Here is a 17,992-nt window from a genome sequence, read left to right as displayed (position 1 = left end):
TTATGCCTTGACTAATTCATTAGTTAGTTTCTTAGCCTTTGAAAAATCTGTCTTACCAGATCCTAGTTTAGGTATATCAATAACTTTAAAGTAATTTGTCGGTTTATATAAGTTTTCTATGCCAGAATGTCTTACAATCTCTTTCAAGTCATTAGGCTCTAAATCCTCTAAAGTATATAGTAAACTAATTATCTCACCTCGTTTTGTATCTGAAGTAGCTACCGCTAAAACCTCAAAATCTATTTGATGAGAATCATACCCTTTTTCTCTCAAAGCATCATAGACTTTCTGCTCAAGAAGCCCCAAACTGACCATTTCTCCTGCTACTTTAGCAAATCTAGAGTATCTATCAACAACAGTTAAATATCCTTCACCATCGATCTTACCTTTATCTCCAGTTATGTACCATATATGACCATATTTTTCTATCATAACTTCACTAGTTTTCTTAGGATCATTTAGATAATAATCTGTCTTGTTAACTCCCCTGTAGATAATCATACCTTCGGTACCAGTAGGAAGCTCTTCATGAGACTCTGGATGTATAATTTTAAATTGTCCTCCAGGTACAGTAAGTCCTACAGTGCCAATTTTATTTGGTGATTTAGTTGGTCTATTTACTGCAGCAACGGGTGATAACTCTGTAGTACCATAACCCTCATTAATTACCTTATCAAACTTCTCTTCAAACATTGAACGAACTTCTTTTGATAATTTTTCAGCCCCTGTAATAATAAGCCTAATAGTTGCAAAATCTTCTTTTTTGACTGACTTATTTTTTGTATAGATTCTCAAAAATGTTGGTGTCGCACAAAGCACGGTAGTTTTATTTTTTCTAATTAAATTTGCTACACCTTTTGCATCTGTTGGATCTGGATGACAAGCAATATACCCACCTTGGAAAAGCGAAACTAAAGATATAGTCAAGCCAAAAGCATGGAAAATTGGCAGTATACCAGCTACAGAATCATTATCTTTACACTCAATAACATTTGTACTTTGATAAACGTTTGCTAAAAGATTTTTCTGCTTAATAGCAATACCTTTTGGCACACCCTCACTTCCACTACTAAAGATTATAAAAGCTAAATCCTCTAGTTTTGTTGGCTTAATATATTTCTTAACAAGCCAGTCTGCTGGCAATAGCTTCATGCTAAGTAGCGTTTTAATCGCTTCAACTTTTGTAATCTTAGCCTTAATATCTTCAAGATAAACTATTTTACAACTTGAGAATACTTCCTCAACAAAGAAACCTTTATGCGTAAGTTTTTCAACGAATGCTTTTGAAGTTATAATAGTCTTAATATCAGCATTTTTTATTGCATGTCTTAAAGCTTCTTCTGAAGCAGTATAATTAAGATTAACTATCGACTTAGCACTCATCATTAGTGCTAAAATTGCTAGATAACCTCCTCCACTTGTTGGCAAGCATATCCCAACATTATCTTCACCTTGAGTAATTTCCTGGAGCTTTTTAGACATCAATGCAGCGCCTGTTGTAAACTTATAGCCGTCTAATCTAACCCCTGTAGTATCTGTTAGGACAAGATTGTTTCTTGCATTTAACATCTGCCTAAACCATATTTCTGCAGGAGCTTTAAGTAATTGCAAATACTCTTCCCATGCTCTTACAGATAAATCTTCCATCTCTTCATTTAGAGTTTTCAAGCTTTGCAGAGTAGAAATATCAAAAAACACTTGTCTATCTAGATTTTTACGTTTTGGAAATTTTGGCATTTCAGGGCCACAAATAAACATTAAAAACCTATTATCATTTAGCTCTAATTGTGAAATGAGATTTTTATTTACTAGCAGTATTCCTTGATGATCCCAGAAACTAATATGATCAACAAAACTAATACCAGCCTTTTCCATGGTTTTTTCTAGACCTCTAGCTCGCTCGTCAAAAGTATCAAGCACTGTAATATTTTGACTACCTAAAAATGTTTTTAATGCTAAAACACTAATGATACTAGTGTCATTAGCAACGATTATCGAGCCGCTCTTAAACTGTCTAAAATCAATCTCTTTATTACAATCATATATATAAGATTGATTAAGTCTTTTATGTATAGAAGATTTAAGCTGATTTAGGCGCATTTTTATCCTACGTTAATTGACAATGTAAACTTACTGCATAGCATATTATGTTATCATATACTCACATTAATTTTTATAACAATATAACATTTATGCCAGAACTTCCTGAAGTAGAAACTGTCAAAAGAGGTCTTACTAAAAATATTATTGGTAAAAAAATACTTGATGTAGAGATATATACAGAAAAACTACGCTATCCAATTGAAAATACTCAGTTATCAAATATTAAAAATAATGAAATAAAAAATGTCCAAAGAAGAGGTAAACATCTGATAATAACACTAAAAGATGATTTACAACTTATAGTTCATCTAGGAATGTCTGGGGTAATAAAGGTCAAAGAAACAGATCAATATGCCAAAATTAAACACGATCATATAATCTTGAAACTCTCAGACAATACTAGCCTTATTTATAATGATCCACGTAAATTTGGTTACTGGTTAATAAACACTAATGACTCCCCACTTAAACATAAGGTTTTAGCATCTCACGGTGTAGAACCTCTAACAGATGATTTTAACGCCAAATATTTAATAGCGCGACTTTCAAAAACATCTAGAAAGATTAAGCAAACAATTATGGACAATTCTATAGTTGTTGGTGTCGGTAACATTTATGCAAGTGAAGCACTTTTTGATAGTAATATATTACCAACCAGAGCTTCTAACACCATTACTAAAAAAGAAGCGCAAAAACTTACAATATCTATAAAAAAGATATTAGATAAAGCTATTGCTGAGGGTGGCACCACTCTTAAAGACTATAAAAACACTGAAGGGAAACCTGGTTACTTTACCCAACAACTTAATGTTTACGGTAGAGTAAACCAAGAGTGTTATACCTGTAATACAAAAATTGAAAGTTTAGTTATTGGTCAAAGAAACACTTTTTACTGTAAAAAATGTCAGAAATAACTTACATATTTAAGAAATACTCATGAATCGAGGTATCATTTGTTAACTCTGGATGAAAACTACTAACCAAGACATTACCTTGCCTAACCAAAACTGGTGATTGATCGTAGCTAGATAAAACATCCACATTATCTCCAACAGCAACAAACTTAGGAGCTCTAATAAACACACCAGATACGCTTTTACCATTAAAATCAAGATCTGTAACAAAACTATCTAATTGTCTACCATAAGCATTGCGCTCAACAGTTAGATCTATCAAATCAAGGTAGCCTTGCCCTTTCGATAGAATAATACTTCCTGCACAAGTACCAAAAACAGGATTTTTACTGCAGAAATCATATAACCTATCAAATAACGAGTGTTTCTCTATCACATTTAGAAGTGTAGTGCTTTCACCGCCTGGAATAACAAGCCTATCAATATCGTCAAAATCATTATTAGATTTTACTAATCTTACATCTGCTCCTAGAGATTTTAGCATATCACTATGCTTTGCATAAGCTCCTTGGATTGCTAAGACGCCTACTTTTTTCGACATTTACCAGCCTCTTTCTGAGAATTTTTCAAAATCACAGTTAATACCAGTCATAGGCTCGCCTAGATCTGTAGAAACCTCAGCAAGCAATTTTGGATCATTATAGTAAGTAACAGCACTTACTATAGCTTTTGCTCTTTTTAATGGATCAGCAGATTTAAATATACCAGATCCTACAAAAACCGACTCAGCTCCTAACTGCATCATTAATGCTGCATCGGCAGGAGTTGCAACACCACCAGCTGAGAAGTTTGGCACAGGTAACTTACCTTCTTTATGAACATATCTCACAAGCTCATATGGTGCTTGCATATTTTTTGCAATAGACATTAGCTCAGTCGGATCAGCATTTTTAATGTAGTTTATATCTCTTGTTACTTGTCTTAGCTGTCTTACAGCTTCAACAATATTACCCGTACCAGCTTCACCTTTTGTTCTAATAAGAGCAGCACCTTCACCTATTCTTCTTAGAGCTTCGCCTAGATTTGTACAACCACAAACAAATGGTACTTTAAAGCTTTGCTTATCAATATGATTTACCTCGTCTGCTGGACTTAAAACTTCACTTTCATCAATAAAATCAACACCTAAAGATTCTAAAATTTGAGCTTCGACAAAATGTCCTATTCTTGCTTTTGCCATTACAGGTATAGAAACTACAGACATTATTTCCTTAATAAGTTTAGGATCAGACATTCTAGCTATACCACCATCTTTTCTGATGTCCGCAGGAACTCTTTCTAAAGCCATCACAGCTACAGCACCAGCTTCTTGAGCTATTTCAGCTTGCTGTGCATTTACAACATCCATTATGACCCCACCTTTTAACATCTCTGCCAAACCTGTTTTCAAATTGATTTCAGACATTTTAGAATACTCCTTTTTTGATTCAATAAAACAAAATACAAAAAACATTATAGTATTTTTAGGCGCTATGAGAATAGTTAATTTTCTTTAATAATTCAAAATAAACTCTCATAAAATAGTTTTATTGATTTATTATTGTGGCTGAGTCGCTGAAGCTAACATTTTGATAGTCTTAGTATCTGTGTTGATTTCAACTTTACCTCCTATAGGTAATGTAAAGTTATTCTCACCATGACCAAAACTTGCTCCCATAAAAGAAGGAATCTTATTTTTAACCAGATAATATTTAAGTATATCTTTTAGTGTCTGTTGCCTTGTTATTGGATTTTCACATTTCGTACACTCACCAAAAACAAAACCATTGATCTTACTCAAAACACCAGCTAGCTGTAACTGGTTCATCATTCTATCTATTTGATAGTTCTTTTCATCAATTTCTTCTACAAATAGTATTTTACCTTTCCAGTCAGGTTCATATTTAGTTCCAATTAAAGCTACTAAATTGCTTAAATTACCGCCTAAAAGAACACCTGTAGCTGTTCCTGGATAAATTGTTTGTACATGAGTTATACTTTTAAACGTTACTTTTTTAGAATCAAAAAGAACTTCTTTGATATATTTTCTAGAAAAATCTGGCCAAGGCTCCACACCTAACGGCCCATGAAATGTGATTAATCCAGTTTCTTTATTTATAGCTAAAAGCAGAGAAGTAATATCACTGAATCCTATTATAACTTTAGGATTATTTCTTACCTGCTCATAGTTAATTAGCTGTAATAATTGAGCACTACCCCAGCCGCCTCTAACTTCGAAAATAGCCTTAATATCAGGATCAGCAAATGCGTTATTTAAATCTTGCGCCCTATACTTTGCCTTAGCAGAAAAGTAACCATCTTGGTAGATAGGATTAACATAGTGCCCTAACTTAACCTTTAACCCCAAGGATTGTAGCTTATCTATAGAATCTTGAATTTGTTCATTTGTTACAGCTGATGCTGAAGCTAGAAGTGCTACAGTATCACCTTTATGCAATGCTGGAGGCTTAATAGAACTATTTGCAACAGCTACAAAAGGAAATAGAAATATTAGAAGAACAAAGTAACGATATTTACTGAGCATTTTGAGTATAGCTCTCAAAGATAAAACCTATATTATAGATTATACATCTAAATTTATAACATTTAGTGCATTTGACTCAATAAAGTTTCTACGCGGTTCAACTTCATCACCCATAAGAGTTGTAAATAAAGCATCTGCCTCAACAGCATCTTTTACAGAAACTTGTAATAACACTCTATTATCAGGATCCATAGTTGTCTCCCAAAGTTGGCCTGGGTTCATCTCACCAAGACCTTTATAACGTTGCACATCATTACCTCTTCTAGCTTCTTGTAGTAGCCAGTCAACAGCAGACTCAAAATCATCCACATATTCTTTTTTAGAACCTCTTTCCACATATGCTCCATTAAAAGATATATCAGATAATACATCACCATATGTAACAAGATCTTCATAGTCTTTAGTTGTGAAGAAACTATTTTTAACTATATAGTCAGTATCATAACCATTTATATAATGATTAACACCATAAGAAATACTCTCTTGATCATCACTATCAATCTCTTTTGACTCTATAAGTTCAAATCTTTCATAAGATAATGCTTTTTCATTACATTTTTTAACAATAGTTTCCCACCATTGCTTAATATCCGCATTATCATCAACATATTTTGCACTATATGCCATAACTCTAAGTAACTTCTCAGGATATGTTTTTGCATATTTTTTAATTACTTTCTCTGACCTTTGGTAAAGCTCATAATAATTAGTCAAAATTTGCCCAGAAATCGCATTACCATTTTCAAGGAATATGCTTGCACCTTCAAGACCAATATTACCAAGGTATACTGCTAAAGCATCTTCATCTTTTAGATATGTTTCTTGCTTACCTTTTTTAACTTTATATAAAGGTGGTTGTGCAATATATAAATAACCCCTTTCTACAAGCTCTGGCATTTGTCTATAAAAGAATGTCAAAAGAAGTGTTCTAATGTGAGATCCATCAACATCGGCATCTGTCATTAAAATAATTTTATGATATCTTGTTTTATCTGGATTATAGTCTTCTGCTCCAATACCACATCCTAGAGCCTTAATAAGTGTTGCTACCTCTTGAGAACCAAGCATTTTATCAAAACGTGCTTTCTCAACATTTAGGATTTTACCTTTTAAAGGTAATATTGCTTGAGTCTTACGATCACGAGCTTGCTTAGCTGAACCACCCGCTGAATCACCCTCCACAAGATATATTTCTGATAGAGATGGGTCTTTTTCTTGACAGTCTGCTAGCTTACCAGGAAGACCAGCAATATCTAAAGCGCCCTTACGACGAGTCATATCACGAGCTTTACGTGCAGCTTCACGAGCCTTTGCTGAGTCTAAAATCTTCTCACATACAATTTTAGCTTCTTTAGGATTCTCTAAAAGAAACTCTTGTAATTTCTCATTTACTAATGACTCTACCGCTGATTTAACATCTGAAGATACTAGCTTATCTTTTGTCTGAGAAGAGAACTTCGGATCTGGAACTTTTACAGATAATACAGCTGCTAAACCTTCACGAGTATCTTCACCAGTTAAAGAAACTTTAAGCTTCTTATTTAAGCCTTCTGATTCTATATACGAGTTCATTGTTCTAGTAACTGCTGCTTTTAAACCTGATAAGTGAGTACCACCATCACGCTGAGGAATATTGTTTGTAAAACAAAATATTGACTCTTTATATGAATCATTCCACTGTAAAGCTAGCTCCACTTGAATCTCATCTTTGATTCCATTAACAGCAATTACATTCTCATGAATTGGTTTTTTGCTTTTATTTAAATATTCTACGAATGCTACGATACCACCATCATATTTGAAAATTTCTGACTTATTATTTATTTTATCAATAAGCTCTATTTTCACACCTGAATTTAAGAAAGATAATTCTCTAATTCTCTTCATTAAAATATCGTAATCAAAATCAACAAAAGAGAAAGTTTCTTTACTTGGTTTGAATGTAATTACAGTACCACTTTTATCTGTAGAACCCACCTCTTTTAAAGGTTCTTGTGGCACACCATGAACATATTCTTGAAAATGCTCAATACCATTTCTATATATAGTTAGCTTTAGATTTTCTGACAAAGCATTTACTACAGAAACACCTACACCATGTAAACCACCAGATACTTTATAAGAGTTATCATCAAATTTACCACCGGCATGTAGTACAGTTAAAATAACCTCTGCCGCAGAGCGTCCTTCTTCTTTATGTATATCAGTAGGAATACCTCTACCATTATCAGATACAGATATAGAGCCATCTTTATTTATGATAACTTTAATATCATCACAATGTCCTGCTAAGGCTTCATCGATAGCATTATCTACAACCTCAAACACCATATGGTGTAGACCACTACCATCATCAGTATCACCAATATACATTCCTGGTCTTTTTCTAACCGCATCTAGACCTTTGAGTACTTTAATACTCGATGAATCATAAGCTTTATTTTCAGACATTAATAAGCTCCAAGTTACATTTTTTATAAACTTAATTAGATATGATTATAACATAAATAAACACTTATATTAATCATGATTCGTCAATGACATTTTAAAAGCTAAAACTTCCATTTGATAAAAAAATAAGTATAATACGCAACTTTAAAACTTATTTGTTAAATATTTTGAAAAAGACTCCTATAAAAAGACTTTTAATCGCTATAACAATACTAACTCCAATATTAGTTATAGCAGCATATATCTTTGGCCAAAATATGCTTGAATCAGAAAGAGCTAAATCTATAAATCAAGTAGACTACAACATCCCTCTTAGCTCTTTTATGCTAAAAGAAACATAAATTTGCTGCAAAAATATTTAAAAAAACAGATTTTACTGCTAGGTTCCCTATTTGATATAGAAATGGTATAGTTTAATTAGGCTTTAAGAAAACTATATTCTTTTGAATGTTAAAAAAGAAAAATATATTAATAGCGATTGTAATTATTGTAGTAATCGCGGTGAGCTTTATTGTAGGTAAAAGAACTGGATTTAATAAAGCTACCTCAATACATGAGAGTGAGCTACAAATACTAGAGCAAAACAAACTATCCCAGACTCCTGAAGACACTCCAAACTGCCGCCCAGATGTAAATCCAAAAAAGAAAAATTATGTAATTGGTTATGGAAGCTTAATGAATAAAGCTTCAAGACAAATAACAGTCCCTGATGCAACTTATGCAGCCCCTATACTAGTCAGTGGGTTTGAAAGGCTTTGGGCCTCGCGTGGTGAGAAATCACATGCAACATTCTTACTTGCTGTCCCTAATGAAGGATATGCCATGAATGCTATATACTATAAAGCTTCTGCTAGCGACATCTCCGCTACAGACTTAAGAGAAGCATCTTACTGCAGAGTTAAGGTTCCTCGCAAAGATATTGTACCTTTAGGAGTAAAGAGCTTACCTAAAGGAGATTTCTGGATGTATGTAAAGGATTTTAAAGATGCTGAATTCCCAACAAAGAAATATCCCATACTACAAACTTATGCTGATGTCTTCATGACAGGATGCTTACAGACTCAAGCAGAATTTGACCTAACAGAATTTGGCAAGCTTTGTTTTCAAACCACATATGGCTGGGATTTAGCAAACTGGTTATATGATAGATCAGATCCTCGTTATGCTAGGTATTCAAAAAATACTGAAAAATATCGTACACCAATTGATAAAATCATCCATCGTTTAAGTTATAATAACGATCCATTATAATAACAAATTTAATCTTATAAATTTAAAATGAACCACAATAGTAGAAAAATATGTATTGCTCCAATGCTTGATTGGACAGATAGGCACTACCGTTATATGATGCGCTTAATAACTAAAGAAACCATGTTATACACAGAAATGGTCACTCTAAATGCGATACTTCATGGTAATAAAGATTTTCTACTTAAATACAATCCTGAAGAAAACCCCGTTACTCTTCAACTTGGTGGTTGTGTGCCTAAAGATTTTATAACATGTGGTAAACTAGCTGAAAAGTTAGGCTATGATGAAATCAATATAAACGTTGGCTGTCCTAGTGAAAGAGTTAAAAAAGGAAACTTTGGCCTATCTCTAATGGCAGAACCTGATCTAGTTGCTGATTGCGTCAAGGCGATGAAAGATAATCTTGACATTCCAGTATCTGTTAAGTGCCGTATCGGTTATGACCATAATGATAGCTATGAAGAATTACATAACTTTGTAAATAAGCAAGTTCAAGCGGGTGTTGATTTTGTGTGCATTCATGCACGCAAAGGCTGGTTAAGTGGTCTTTCCCCAAAAGAAAACCGTACAATACCAGAGCTTAAATATGATGTTGTCTACAATATAAAGAAAGACTTCCCAAATTTAGAGCTTGGTATCAACGGTGGCATTACATCTATTGAAGCTACCCACAAACACCTAGAGCATGTTGATAGTGTAATGATTGGTCGTGAAGCATATCACAATCCTATGATATTTAGAGACTTTGATCATGAGTTTTATAATCAAGAGCCATCACAAACAACTCCTCTTGAAGTTGGCTATAAAATGGCTGAATATATTACTCAACAAATGCAAAAGGATCCTTTTATTAAACTTAATAATATAACAAAGCATACTCTAAATTTATTTAATGGCTTACCAAATGCTAGAGTTTATCGTAGGTATCTAAGTGAAAATGCTACTAAAAAAGATGCAAATGTTGATACATTTCTAGACGCTTTAAGAGTTTTTGATAAATAAAATCGAACCTAGTTAAAAGTTATAACAAAGCGAAGCTCCATACTACTTCTAACATCGACTCCTTCTGATAACCTTACTGCCGAATGATAAGTTACATCATTATGATTTTGATAAACTTTTGCTTTTTCACTATCAAACTGCTTAAAGATCACTAACTCATCAATATCAAGATTATGAAAATATCCCCAAAAGTGATTAGAACTATCTTTTAATCTATAGCTTGAGTTTTTAAACTCCTCTGATTTAACCTCTATAATGCCCATATCTGCTGCTTTTGCATACTTACCAGACATAAAAGCCAAAGTTGATGTCTGAGACTTATGATTAACATGCATCCAAGCGTTTACAAATATATATTTTTGCCCTTCTTTTAAAAGTCCCCTCTCTAGTAAAAAACTTCGACACTGAGCTCCAGATGAACAAGTAAAATCAGAATGAGCTGAACCGATACCCTTATCATTAGAGTCTTTGACAATATTTCGAACCAAAGCAGACCTTAAAATTATTTTATCCGCTTCTGGAAAAACTCTATCAACCCCTTTAAAGATATTATCTAGATAAGGTTTGATATTCTCATAAACATCTCCTTCTAGATCTAGAATCATAGGTTTTTCTAATTTTACTAACTCAATACCGTAATTTTGCATATTTACATTCTCAACACTTCTAAGGTCATACACCTTCTTTTCTACTGTTGGTAAATGCTTATTTGCTTCTGAATAGTTATTTGGAGCTTTTACTTTTTCTGAAAACTGTCGAACATCACTGTCAGGTTCTCTAAATGCAATTTTTGATAAAATACAATTCTTATCACTAAAGTCTTTTTCAACAAAACTTCTTAGAGGCTTTTGCTGAAAATTCTCTTGCCAGAACTTTAACTCAGGGTTGTCATCTATTGGCACAGTATTTATAGTATCAACAGCATGTACATCGTTTACTACAAATCTTTCTTTCTCTATTAAGCTATCAACTAAAGGCTCAAGATTTTTATTTAGTAATTTTGCAAACATTTTTAATACCCTCATTAATTAGTAAAATCATTATCTCTCAGTAATCATATTATCAATAATTAATAACTAAATATATAAAAAAATAATAAATAAATAAAATTTTTAATGCTTATTCTTTATACAAGTTATAAAATAAGTTTGAGAGACATTACAGGAGTGTTAGCATAACGATGAAGTGGAGAAGATATAAAGTACTACTAAAAAAAGTTCTAGAAACTAAGATAACTAATGAATCAACCAGAGTTATCTTTGAAAAAAGTTATATAGAAATAAACAAACATCAGCTAAAAAAGAGTAAAGTAAAAAAAGAGGATATACTCTTAATTTATGGCATTGAATATAAAGATAAAATAAAGAGTCAAATTATCTACAATATGTCTAAAAGAGAGTATGTAGAAAAAGGTATACCAAATATACTAAACCTTCTTGTAACTTTATTTTTAATTATGATTGTCATTTATCTTCACTTCACAAATATGCTTTTGCATACTGTAGGTCCTTTTGAGAGAATTTTTACCATATCGGTTCTTATATATCTTCATTTTATAGTATTTGAATGTGTCAAAGGGTTTATTCATGTAAAGCTATATTTATGGAGAAATAAATCAAAAATACAGAATATACACAGTAGATAGTTATAAGTACTATCTATAAGAAACAACTTTAAATATAGAGAATTTTTTATGCTTAAATCAATACTAATAGTCACAATATCTACCTTTTCATTTTGCCTATGTATAGGATCAGTCTATGAGAATAATATAGATGGAGTAACATCCTTTTCAAATATCAAAAGCAATGGTGCTAAAAAAATTAAATTAGGTAGCATAAATACTGTTAAATCTAAAACTCCAGGAAATATAACTATCAACAATTATAATAATATTCCCAATTATTATCCTGAGCAATCCCCTGAAGGATATAATAACTCTATATATAATGATGAATATCTTCCATATGACTATGACTACTTTCCTTATGGATGGTATGGGTATGGCTACAATGATTATGGACGAAAATACTTTAACCAAGCAAACCACAGGTTTATTAACTCAAATCAATTTGGAAATCTAAGCTATGCAATGAAATTAGGAGGAGCAATGAGAGGTGGAGGTCGTAGATAGTTTTAAATTTATAGTTTCTTACTTAATCTTTTCTAGCTGCTCTCTCATATCTTTTATAGTTTCATCAATCGCCTTATGATAACTAGTCGCATTAGTAGGCTCTTTAAAAGTCTTAACATATATTTGTCCAACATTAGCTTCCAATTGCTCAGAATTCATTTTTGCTAAGTTCGTTGGTAAAACAATATATGAAGATGGTCCTTTGAAGCCTATCAGTTTAGCTACTCTTTTAGTTTTTAACTCTTCTTTTTCTGCTTGTCGTTTAAGTCTAGGCTTATCTGCGGCAATATCTAGCTTTTTAATAGCATCATCAACATCTTGAAGTGTTAATTTACCATTTGCTTCACGCTGAGCATATATAATTTTATTATACTCAGCAAATAGCTCAGGGCCTCCTTGAAGATATGACTCATTAGCAACTAATGAAGCATAGTTAGGGACTTTATTGTCAGCTCTAGATGATGATGGATAAGCTTTGAATATAAACTTCACATCAGGCTCTTCATTTACTAACTTAACCATCTTAGGATAAGTTTTTGTACAACTGTAACAACCATAGTCATAAAAGACAATTACTGCTTTCTTAGCATCTTTAGGTCCTATTGTTGGGGTCATCTGATCGTTTAACAGCTCATTTACAACTGCAGGAATAGCAATAACTCTTGCATAATCTATAGGTCTTTGCTGACCAACACTGTGCTTATTACTCGCCTTAATTTCTTGATGACTCGAACAGCTCGATAGCACTAATGCTGAAACGCCTAAAATAGCTGCCAATATTTTCTTCATTAAATATCTCCTGAAATATCTCTTATATAATTTAATCTTTAACTCTAATCTATAAAGCTATTTTCCACTAACAGTAGGAAAAAGTCCATATCATATAAACTACTCTTAATAAAAAGCATACTCAAGTATAAGAAAGCATGCAAAATTTTAAACAGCAAATTTATAAAAAAATATTCTAGATAAGTTTAAATCAAATCAAATTATTTAGGAATAATTAAATCAATCAAAAATACACTTTCGGTATATTTTGAAGAGAATTATATGATTAGTAATTTAAATAGAGAAAATACTAGAAGAATATAGTTTAAATTTGAACACCAAAACTAGATGCTATATTTTTAACATCTTGAGGATTTAAGTTTTTTATATCTTGAGCATTTAAATCTTTTATTGACTTACCATTTACGCTTATATTACTTATAGATTTACCATTTATTTTAGTATTATCTAAAAATTGTTGAGCTTTTTTATCTAATCCAGTTTGCTTAGCTACTTGTGAAGCTGTATTTTTCACAGTATCAACACTCACTAAGTTTTTCAGAGAAGATGTATCTAAGCCAAACCCTACATTATTTAAGTCACCTGAGATAGCTCCTTTTAGAGTTAAATCAGAAACTTTCTGCTTAAACTGATTAAAGTTAATACCTACATTTTTGAAGTCTAACTGTAATGGGATATCAAAGTTTACATTTCTAACACCACTAAACTGCCAAGTTCCATTACCAGAGATATCTAAGCTATCTGCATCTAAGCCAACACCCTGGATAGTTAAACCTTTTATTTCATCACCAGCTACATTAGCCACATTAAATCTAACTGTATTATCGACATTAGGTTTATTTGAAATAACTACACCAACATCAAGATTTTTATTATTTGTCGATTTAACATCAACAGTAGTAGGTTTAGCTAATAACTCTGGATTAGTAGATATATTAGTTATAGTCGCATCATATAAAGTATCACCATCTTTATAGTCTTTAACATCAATGTTTTGAACTACAAAATTAGGATACTTATCACGTAGACTCTCATTTCTAACATTTGCATAACCATACACCTGAGCTTGATCTTTAGGCGTAATAATTTGTTGTTTAACTTGAGAGTCTGTAACTTTAGTTTGATTTGATCTAAAGCTTGATAAGAACTCTACCGCTTCTTTTATATTACTTGCAACATCCTTGACTTCTTTAGCGTTATCTTTTAACTGCTGCAAGTCAACTTGCTGTAAATCACCACTTATTTTTTTGATGTTATCAATAGCTTGCTTTTTAGCCGCTTCAGAAATCGGTTGAGTTTTTTCTTCTGATGCAGGCTTTATAGTATTGATATATAGTTCACCTTTAGACTCTCTTTGCTTGTCTAAAGATACTCCCTCTACAACAACATCTTTTAATGCTATTTGTCTTGTTAGTAGGTGAGAAATATTTATGCTAGCACTAATAGATTTAGCATAGAATCTATCTTTATTTAAATCTGCTGGGTCCGCCGCACCTAAGTCTGTTATCTTAAGTCTCGCATCGCTTAAATTTAGTTTTAAAGAACTATAGTCAACAGTAGCTCCATTTGCTTTTGTTAACTGTTGCTTGATAATATTTGATACTAATGAAGTCTCTAAAATCTGTGGAGCATAAGCTATAGTCGCAACAATTAATCCAACTAGAATAACACCAGTTATTCTAAATGGTTGTCTAAACTTACGGTTTTTCATCTTAACCCAGTCGATTTTTGCAACATTTTTGCCTAAGAAAATCCAACTAGCTATTTTCACAAAAAAGTTCTTTGTGATGCGATTGTATAGCTCTGACCCTGCTTGAACCACAGACATTTTTGCAACTATTTTCTTATATATTTTCGCAATAATAATCCCAAAAATTAAACCTAAAATAATAGAAAGTACAAAAGCACCTGTAACAAGGTAATAATCAAAGCCGGCATACGCCACAACAGGAGTATTAACTAAGCTCTTGAATATGGGTTGTGTAAATCCATCAAGCAAAAACTGCCCTAATGAGAAGCTAACCGCCTCTAAAATAAATGAAAGAGCCTTTGCTATTATTGCAATAAATATAAACACACCTATATTAATTCTCAGAATAATAACTAAAAATAACACTCCTACAAATATTAGCGGTGAATATGATATTCCTGGAACAAACCCAAATACAAATGCAAACAATGATGTCAAAAGCAATTGGATTGGCGTAATTTTTGAAAAAATAGTCGATTTTATTTTATTAAATATATAATCAAACATTTTTATTTTACCTTACTTTTTTTTAAACTTACTAAACTAACATTATCATATTATAGAAAAATCGAAATATTAAAATAGTATTTTTATCTCAAAAGATACTAAATATAGTTATCTAAGATAGTAAAGTGATTATTTGACGTATTCCAACCCAAACTTAACAACTAAGCTTAAACTGGTAAAAAACCATAAAAATATATTTATTATTAATATAAAAAACATAGCTATTTGCAAGAATAAAATAAATACCATACAATACTCTAAATAGGTAATATTAACGCTTAGGTCAAAACCTTTGCTTAATTGAACTTATATGCTGCTTTTTTATTAGAAAAAATAAGGCAAATACGTTATTATTTTACCTGTTATTTACAAAATTTTCGTCAAACGATCAAATAAGGAAGAAAATCGATGAACTTACATGAATATCAAGCTAAAGATCTTTTAGAAAGCTATGGTCTAAAAGTTCAAAAAGGTATTGTAGCTCACAACCCTAATGAAGCTGCTCAAGCATTTGACCAAATCGGTGGCAAATTTGCGGTAGTTAAAGCTCAAGTACATGCTGGTGGTCGTGGTAAAGCTGGTGGTGTAAAAGTTGTTAAATCATCTCAAGAAGCTCGTGAAGTAGCTGAGAGCCTAATTGGCACAAATCTTGTAACATTCCAAACAGATGCAGAAGGTCAGCCAGTTAACTCTGTAGGTGTTTTTGAAGATGTTTACCCTGTAACTCGTGAATTATATCTAGGTGCTGTAGTTGATAGATCAAGCCGTAAAGTAACTTTCATGGCATCAACTGAAGGCGGTGTAGATATTGAAGAAGTTGCTCACAACTCACCTGAGAAAATTCTTAAAGTAGAAGTTGATCCATTAGTTGGTCTTCAACCATTCCAAGCTCGTGAAGTTGCTTTCAAGCTAGGTCTTGAAGGTAAACAAATCAATGATTTTGTTAAGACAATGCTAGGTGCTTACAGAGCTTTTGTTGAATGTGATTTTGCTTTATTTGAAATCAACCCTCTTGCTGTAAGAGAAAATGGCGATATCGTTTGTGTTGATGGTAAAATCAACCTTGATTCAAATGCTCTTTATAGACATCCTAAGTTATTAGCTCTAAGAGATAAATCTCAAGAAAATGCTAAAGAACTTAAAGCTTCTGAGCATGAGCTAAACTATGTAGCTCTTGAAGGTAACATCGGTTGTATGGTAAACGGTGCTGGTCTTGCAATGGCTACTATGGATATCATCCAATTATACGGTGGTAAGCCAGCTAACTTCCTAGATGTAGGTGGTGGTGCTACTAAAGAAAGAGTAATCGAAGCTTTCAAACTAATCCTAGATGATGAGAATGTAAAAGCTGTTTTAATTAACATCTTCGGTGGTATCGTTCGTTGTGATATGATCGCTGAAGCAATTATCGAAGCTGTTAAAGAAGTAAATGTAACTGTACCAGTAGTTGTTCGTCTAGAAGGTAACAATGCAGAAAAAGGTGCTAAGATCCTATCTGATTCAGGTCTAAAACTTATCCCTGCTGATGGTTTAGCTGATGCTGCTGATAAAGTTGTGAAATCACTAGGTTAATAAATTAAAACAGTTAAAAGGATATTAAATAATGAGCGTATTAATTGATAAAAATACAAAAGTTTTAGTACAAGGTTTTACTGGTAAAAACGGTACTTTTCACTCAGAGCAAGCTATTGCTTATGGTACAAATATCGTAGGTGGTGTAACTCCTGGTAAAGGTGGTCAAACTCATCTAGATAGACCAGTTTTCAATACTATGGAAGAAGCTGTAAAAGCTACTGGTGCTGATGCATCTGTAATTTATGTGCCTGCTCCATTTGTAAAAGATTCTGCAATCGAAGCTATTGATTCTGGTGTTAAGTTAGTTGTAATCATTACAGAAGGTGTTCCAACTCTAGATATGCTAGTAGTTAAAGAATACTTAAAAGGTAAAGATGTACAAGTAGTTGGTCCTAACTGTCCTGGTGTTATCACTCCAGGTGAATGTAAGATTGGTATTATGCCTGGCCATATTCACCAGCCTGGTAGAGTTGGAATCATCTCTCGTTCTGGTACTTTAACTTATGAAGCAGTTGCTCAAACTACTAAATTAGGCTTTGGTCAGTCTACTTGTATCGGTATAGGTGGTGATCCAATCCCTGGTATGAACCAAATCGAAGCTTTAAAACTTCTAGAAAACGATCCTCAAACAGAAGCTATAATCCTAATCGGTGAGATTGGTGGTACAGCTGAAGAAGAAGCTGCTGAATACATCAAACACAACGTAACTAAGCCAGTTATTGGTTATATCGCTGGTGTTACAGCTCCTCCAGGAAAGCGTATGGGTCATGCTGGTGCTATCATCTCTGGTGGTAAAGGTACTGCTGATGAGAAATTCGCTGCATTTGAAGCTGCTGGCATTGCTTACACTAGATCACCTGCAGAGTTAGGTTCTAAGCTTAAAGAAGTTACTGGTTGGTAATTTTTTACTTTCTAAATATTTTTTCTTTTATTCATATTTCAATTTTATAATTTCCAAAAATCTAATTTAAAGTGATAATATAGCTTAA

16 protein-coding genes are annotated in these 17,992 nt (G+C 32.5%); 8 read left to right on the top strand and 8 right to left on the bottom strand.

Annotated elements, in window-relative coordinates:
* Nucleotides 1–2,100 carry an AMP-binding protein gene (locus FIP56_RS03475; protein WP_192577578.1) on the bottom strand — a complete coding sequence of 700 codons (2,100 nt, stop codon included), beginning with the start codon at nt 2,098–2,100 and terminating at the stop codon, nt 1–3.
* 92 nt (nt 2,101–2,192) lie between these two features.
* On the opposite strand from FIP56_RS03475, the gene mutM reads away from it, so the two are divergent.
* On the top strand, nt 2,193–3,017 hold the full coding sequence (mutM, locus tag FIP56_RS03470; RefSeq protein ID WP_209451869.1) for a bifunctional DNA-formamidopyrimidine glycosylase/DNA-(apurinic or apyrimidinic site) lyase: 825 nt from the start codon (nt 2,193–2,195) through the stop codon (nt 3,015–3,017).
* A 1-nt stretch (nt 3,018) separates the two neighbouring features.
* Here the strand turns inward: mutM and pdxT are convergent, their stop codons facing one another.
* The 4 genes from pdxT to gyrB form a co-directional block, all read right to left on the bottom strand.
* The gene (pdxT, locus tag FIP56_RS03465) at nt 3,019–3,558 is read right to left on the bottom strand and encodes a pyridoxal 5'-phosphate synthase glutaminase subunit PdxT (RefSeq protein WP_192577576.1); all 540 of its coding nucleotides are present in this window, start codon (nt 3,556–3,558) and stop codon (nt 3,019–3,021) included.
* On the bottom strand, nt 3,559–4,422 hold the full coding sequence (pdxS, locus tag FIP56_RS03460; RefSeq protein WP_192577575.1) for a pyridoxal 5'-phosphate synthase lyase subunit PdxS: 864 nt from the start codon (nt 4,420–4,422) through the stop codon (nt 3,559–3,561).
* Between the two features lie 132 nt (nt 4,423–4,554).
* Nucleotides 4,555–5,541, bottom strand: a complete 987-nt coding sequence (locus FIP56_RS03455; RefSeq protein WP_192577574.1) for an LD-carboxypeptidase — start codon at nt 5,539–5,541, stop codon at nt 4,555–4,557.
* Nucleotides 5,542–5,580: 39 nt separating this feature from the next.
* Entirely contained in the window at nt 5,581–7,992 is a 2,412-nt protein-coding gene (gene gyrB / locus FIP56_RS03450) for a DNA topoisomerase (ATP-hydrolyzing) subunit B (protein WP_192577573.1), read from the bottom strand.
* Between the two features lie 167 nt (nt 7,993–8,159).
* On the opposite strand from gyrB, the gene FIP56_RS03445 reads away from it, so the two are divergent.
* From FIP56_RS03445 to dusA, 3 genes are all read left to right on the top strand, one after another.
* Nucleotides 8,160–8,333 (top strand): hypothetical protein, encoded by a 174-nt coding sequence (locus FIP56_RS03445; protein WP_192577572.1) that lies wholly within the window; start codon nt 8,160–8,162, stop codon nt 8,331–8,333.
* Between the two features lie 106 nt (nt 8,334–8,439).
* Complete coding sequence (locus tag FIP56_RS03440) at nt 8,440–9,243, top strand: gamma-glutamylcyclotransferase family protein (RefSeq protein WP_192577571.1); 804 nt, start codon at nt 8,440–8,442, stop codon at nt 9,241–9,243.
* 27 nt (nt 9,244–9,270) lie between these two features.
* Nucleotides 9,271–10,248 (top strand): tRNA dihydrouridine(20/20a) synthase DusA, encoded by a 978-nt coding sequence (gene dusA, locus FIP56_RS03435; protein WP_192577570.1) that lies wholly within the window; start codon nt 9,271–9,273, stop codon nt 10,246–10,248.
* A gap of 8 nt (nt 10,249–10,256) precedes the next feature.
* Here the strand turns inward: dusA and FIP56_RS03430 are convergent, their stop codons facing one another.
* Nucleotides 10,257–11,258, bottom strand: a complete 1,002-nt coding sequence (locus tag FIP56_RS03430) for a CmcJ/NvfI family oxidoreductase (RefSeq protein ID WP_192577569.1) — start codon at nt 11,256–11,258, stop codon at nt 10,257–10,259.
* A 170-nt stretch (nt 11,259–11,428) separates the two neighbouring features.
* Between FIP56_RS03430 and FIP56_RS03425 the strand changes: the two genes are divergently transcribed.
* Nucleotides 11,429–11,893 (top strand): hypothetical protein, encoded by a 465-nt coding sequence (locus tag FIP56_RS03425; RefSeq protein ID WP_192577568.1) that lies wholly within the window; start codon nt 11,429–11,431, stop codon nt 11,891–11,893.
* A gap of 48 nt (nt 11,894–11,941) precedes the next feature.
* Nucleotides 11,942–12,382 carry a hypothetical protein gene (locus FIP56_RS03420; RefSeq protein WP_192577567.1) on the top strand — a complete coding sequence of 147 codons (441 nt, stop codon included), beginning with the start codon at nt 11,942–11,944 and terminating at the stop codon, nt 12,380–12,382.
* An 18-nt stretch (nt 12,383–12,400) separates the two neighbouring features.
* Here the strand turns inward: FIP56_RS03420 and FIP56_RS03415 are convergent, their stop codons facing one another.
* Both FIP56_RS03415 and FIP56_RS03410 read right to left on the bottom strand, forming a co-directional pair.
* Entirely contained in the window at nt 12,401–13,171 is a 771-nt protein-coding gene (locus tag FIP56_RS03415) for a thioredoxin domain-containing protein (RefSeq protein ID WP_192577566.1), read from the bottom strand.
* Between the two features lie 304 nt (nt 13,172–13,475).
* On the bottom strand, nt 13,476–15,428 hold the full coding sequence (locus FIP56_RS03410; RefSeq protein WP_192577565.1) for a TIGR03546 family protein: 1,953 nt from the start codon (nt 15,426–15,428) through the stop codon (nt 13,476–13,478).
* Between the two features lie 408 nt (nt 15,429–15,836).
* Here FIP56_RS03410 and sucC point away from each other — a divergent pair, with 408 nt between their 5' ends.
* Both sucC and sucD read left to right on the top strand, forming a co-directional pair.
* Complete coding sequence (gene sucC, locus FIP56_RS03405; protein WP_192577564.1) at nt 15,837–17,000, top strand: ADP-forming succinate--CoA ligase subunit beta; 1,164 nt, start codon at nt 15,837–15,839, stop codon at nt 16,998–17,000.
* Between the two features lie 31 nt (nt 17,001–17,031).
* The gene (gene sucD / locus FIP56_RS03400) at nt 17,032–17,904 is read left to right on the top strand and encodes a succinate--CoA ligase subunit alpha (RefSeq protein ID WP_150466416.1); all 873 of its coding nucleotides are present in this window, start codon (nt 17,032–17,034) and stop codon (nt 17,902–17,904) included.
* Nucleotides 17,905–17,992 lie beyond the last annotated feature (88 nt).

It is taken from the genome of Francisella sp. LA112445, assembly GCF_012224145.1.
Lineage (GTDB): Bacteria > Pseudomonadota > Gammaproteobacteria > Francisellales > Francisellaceae > Francisella.
The sequence above is the reverse complement of the archived record's forward strand: the minus strand, read 5'-3'. Positions and strand labels throughout refer to the sequence as shown.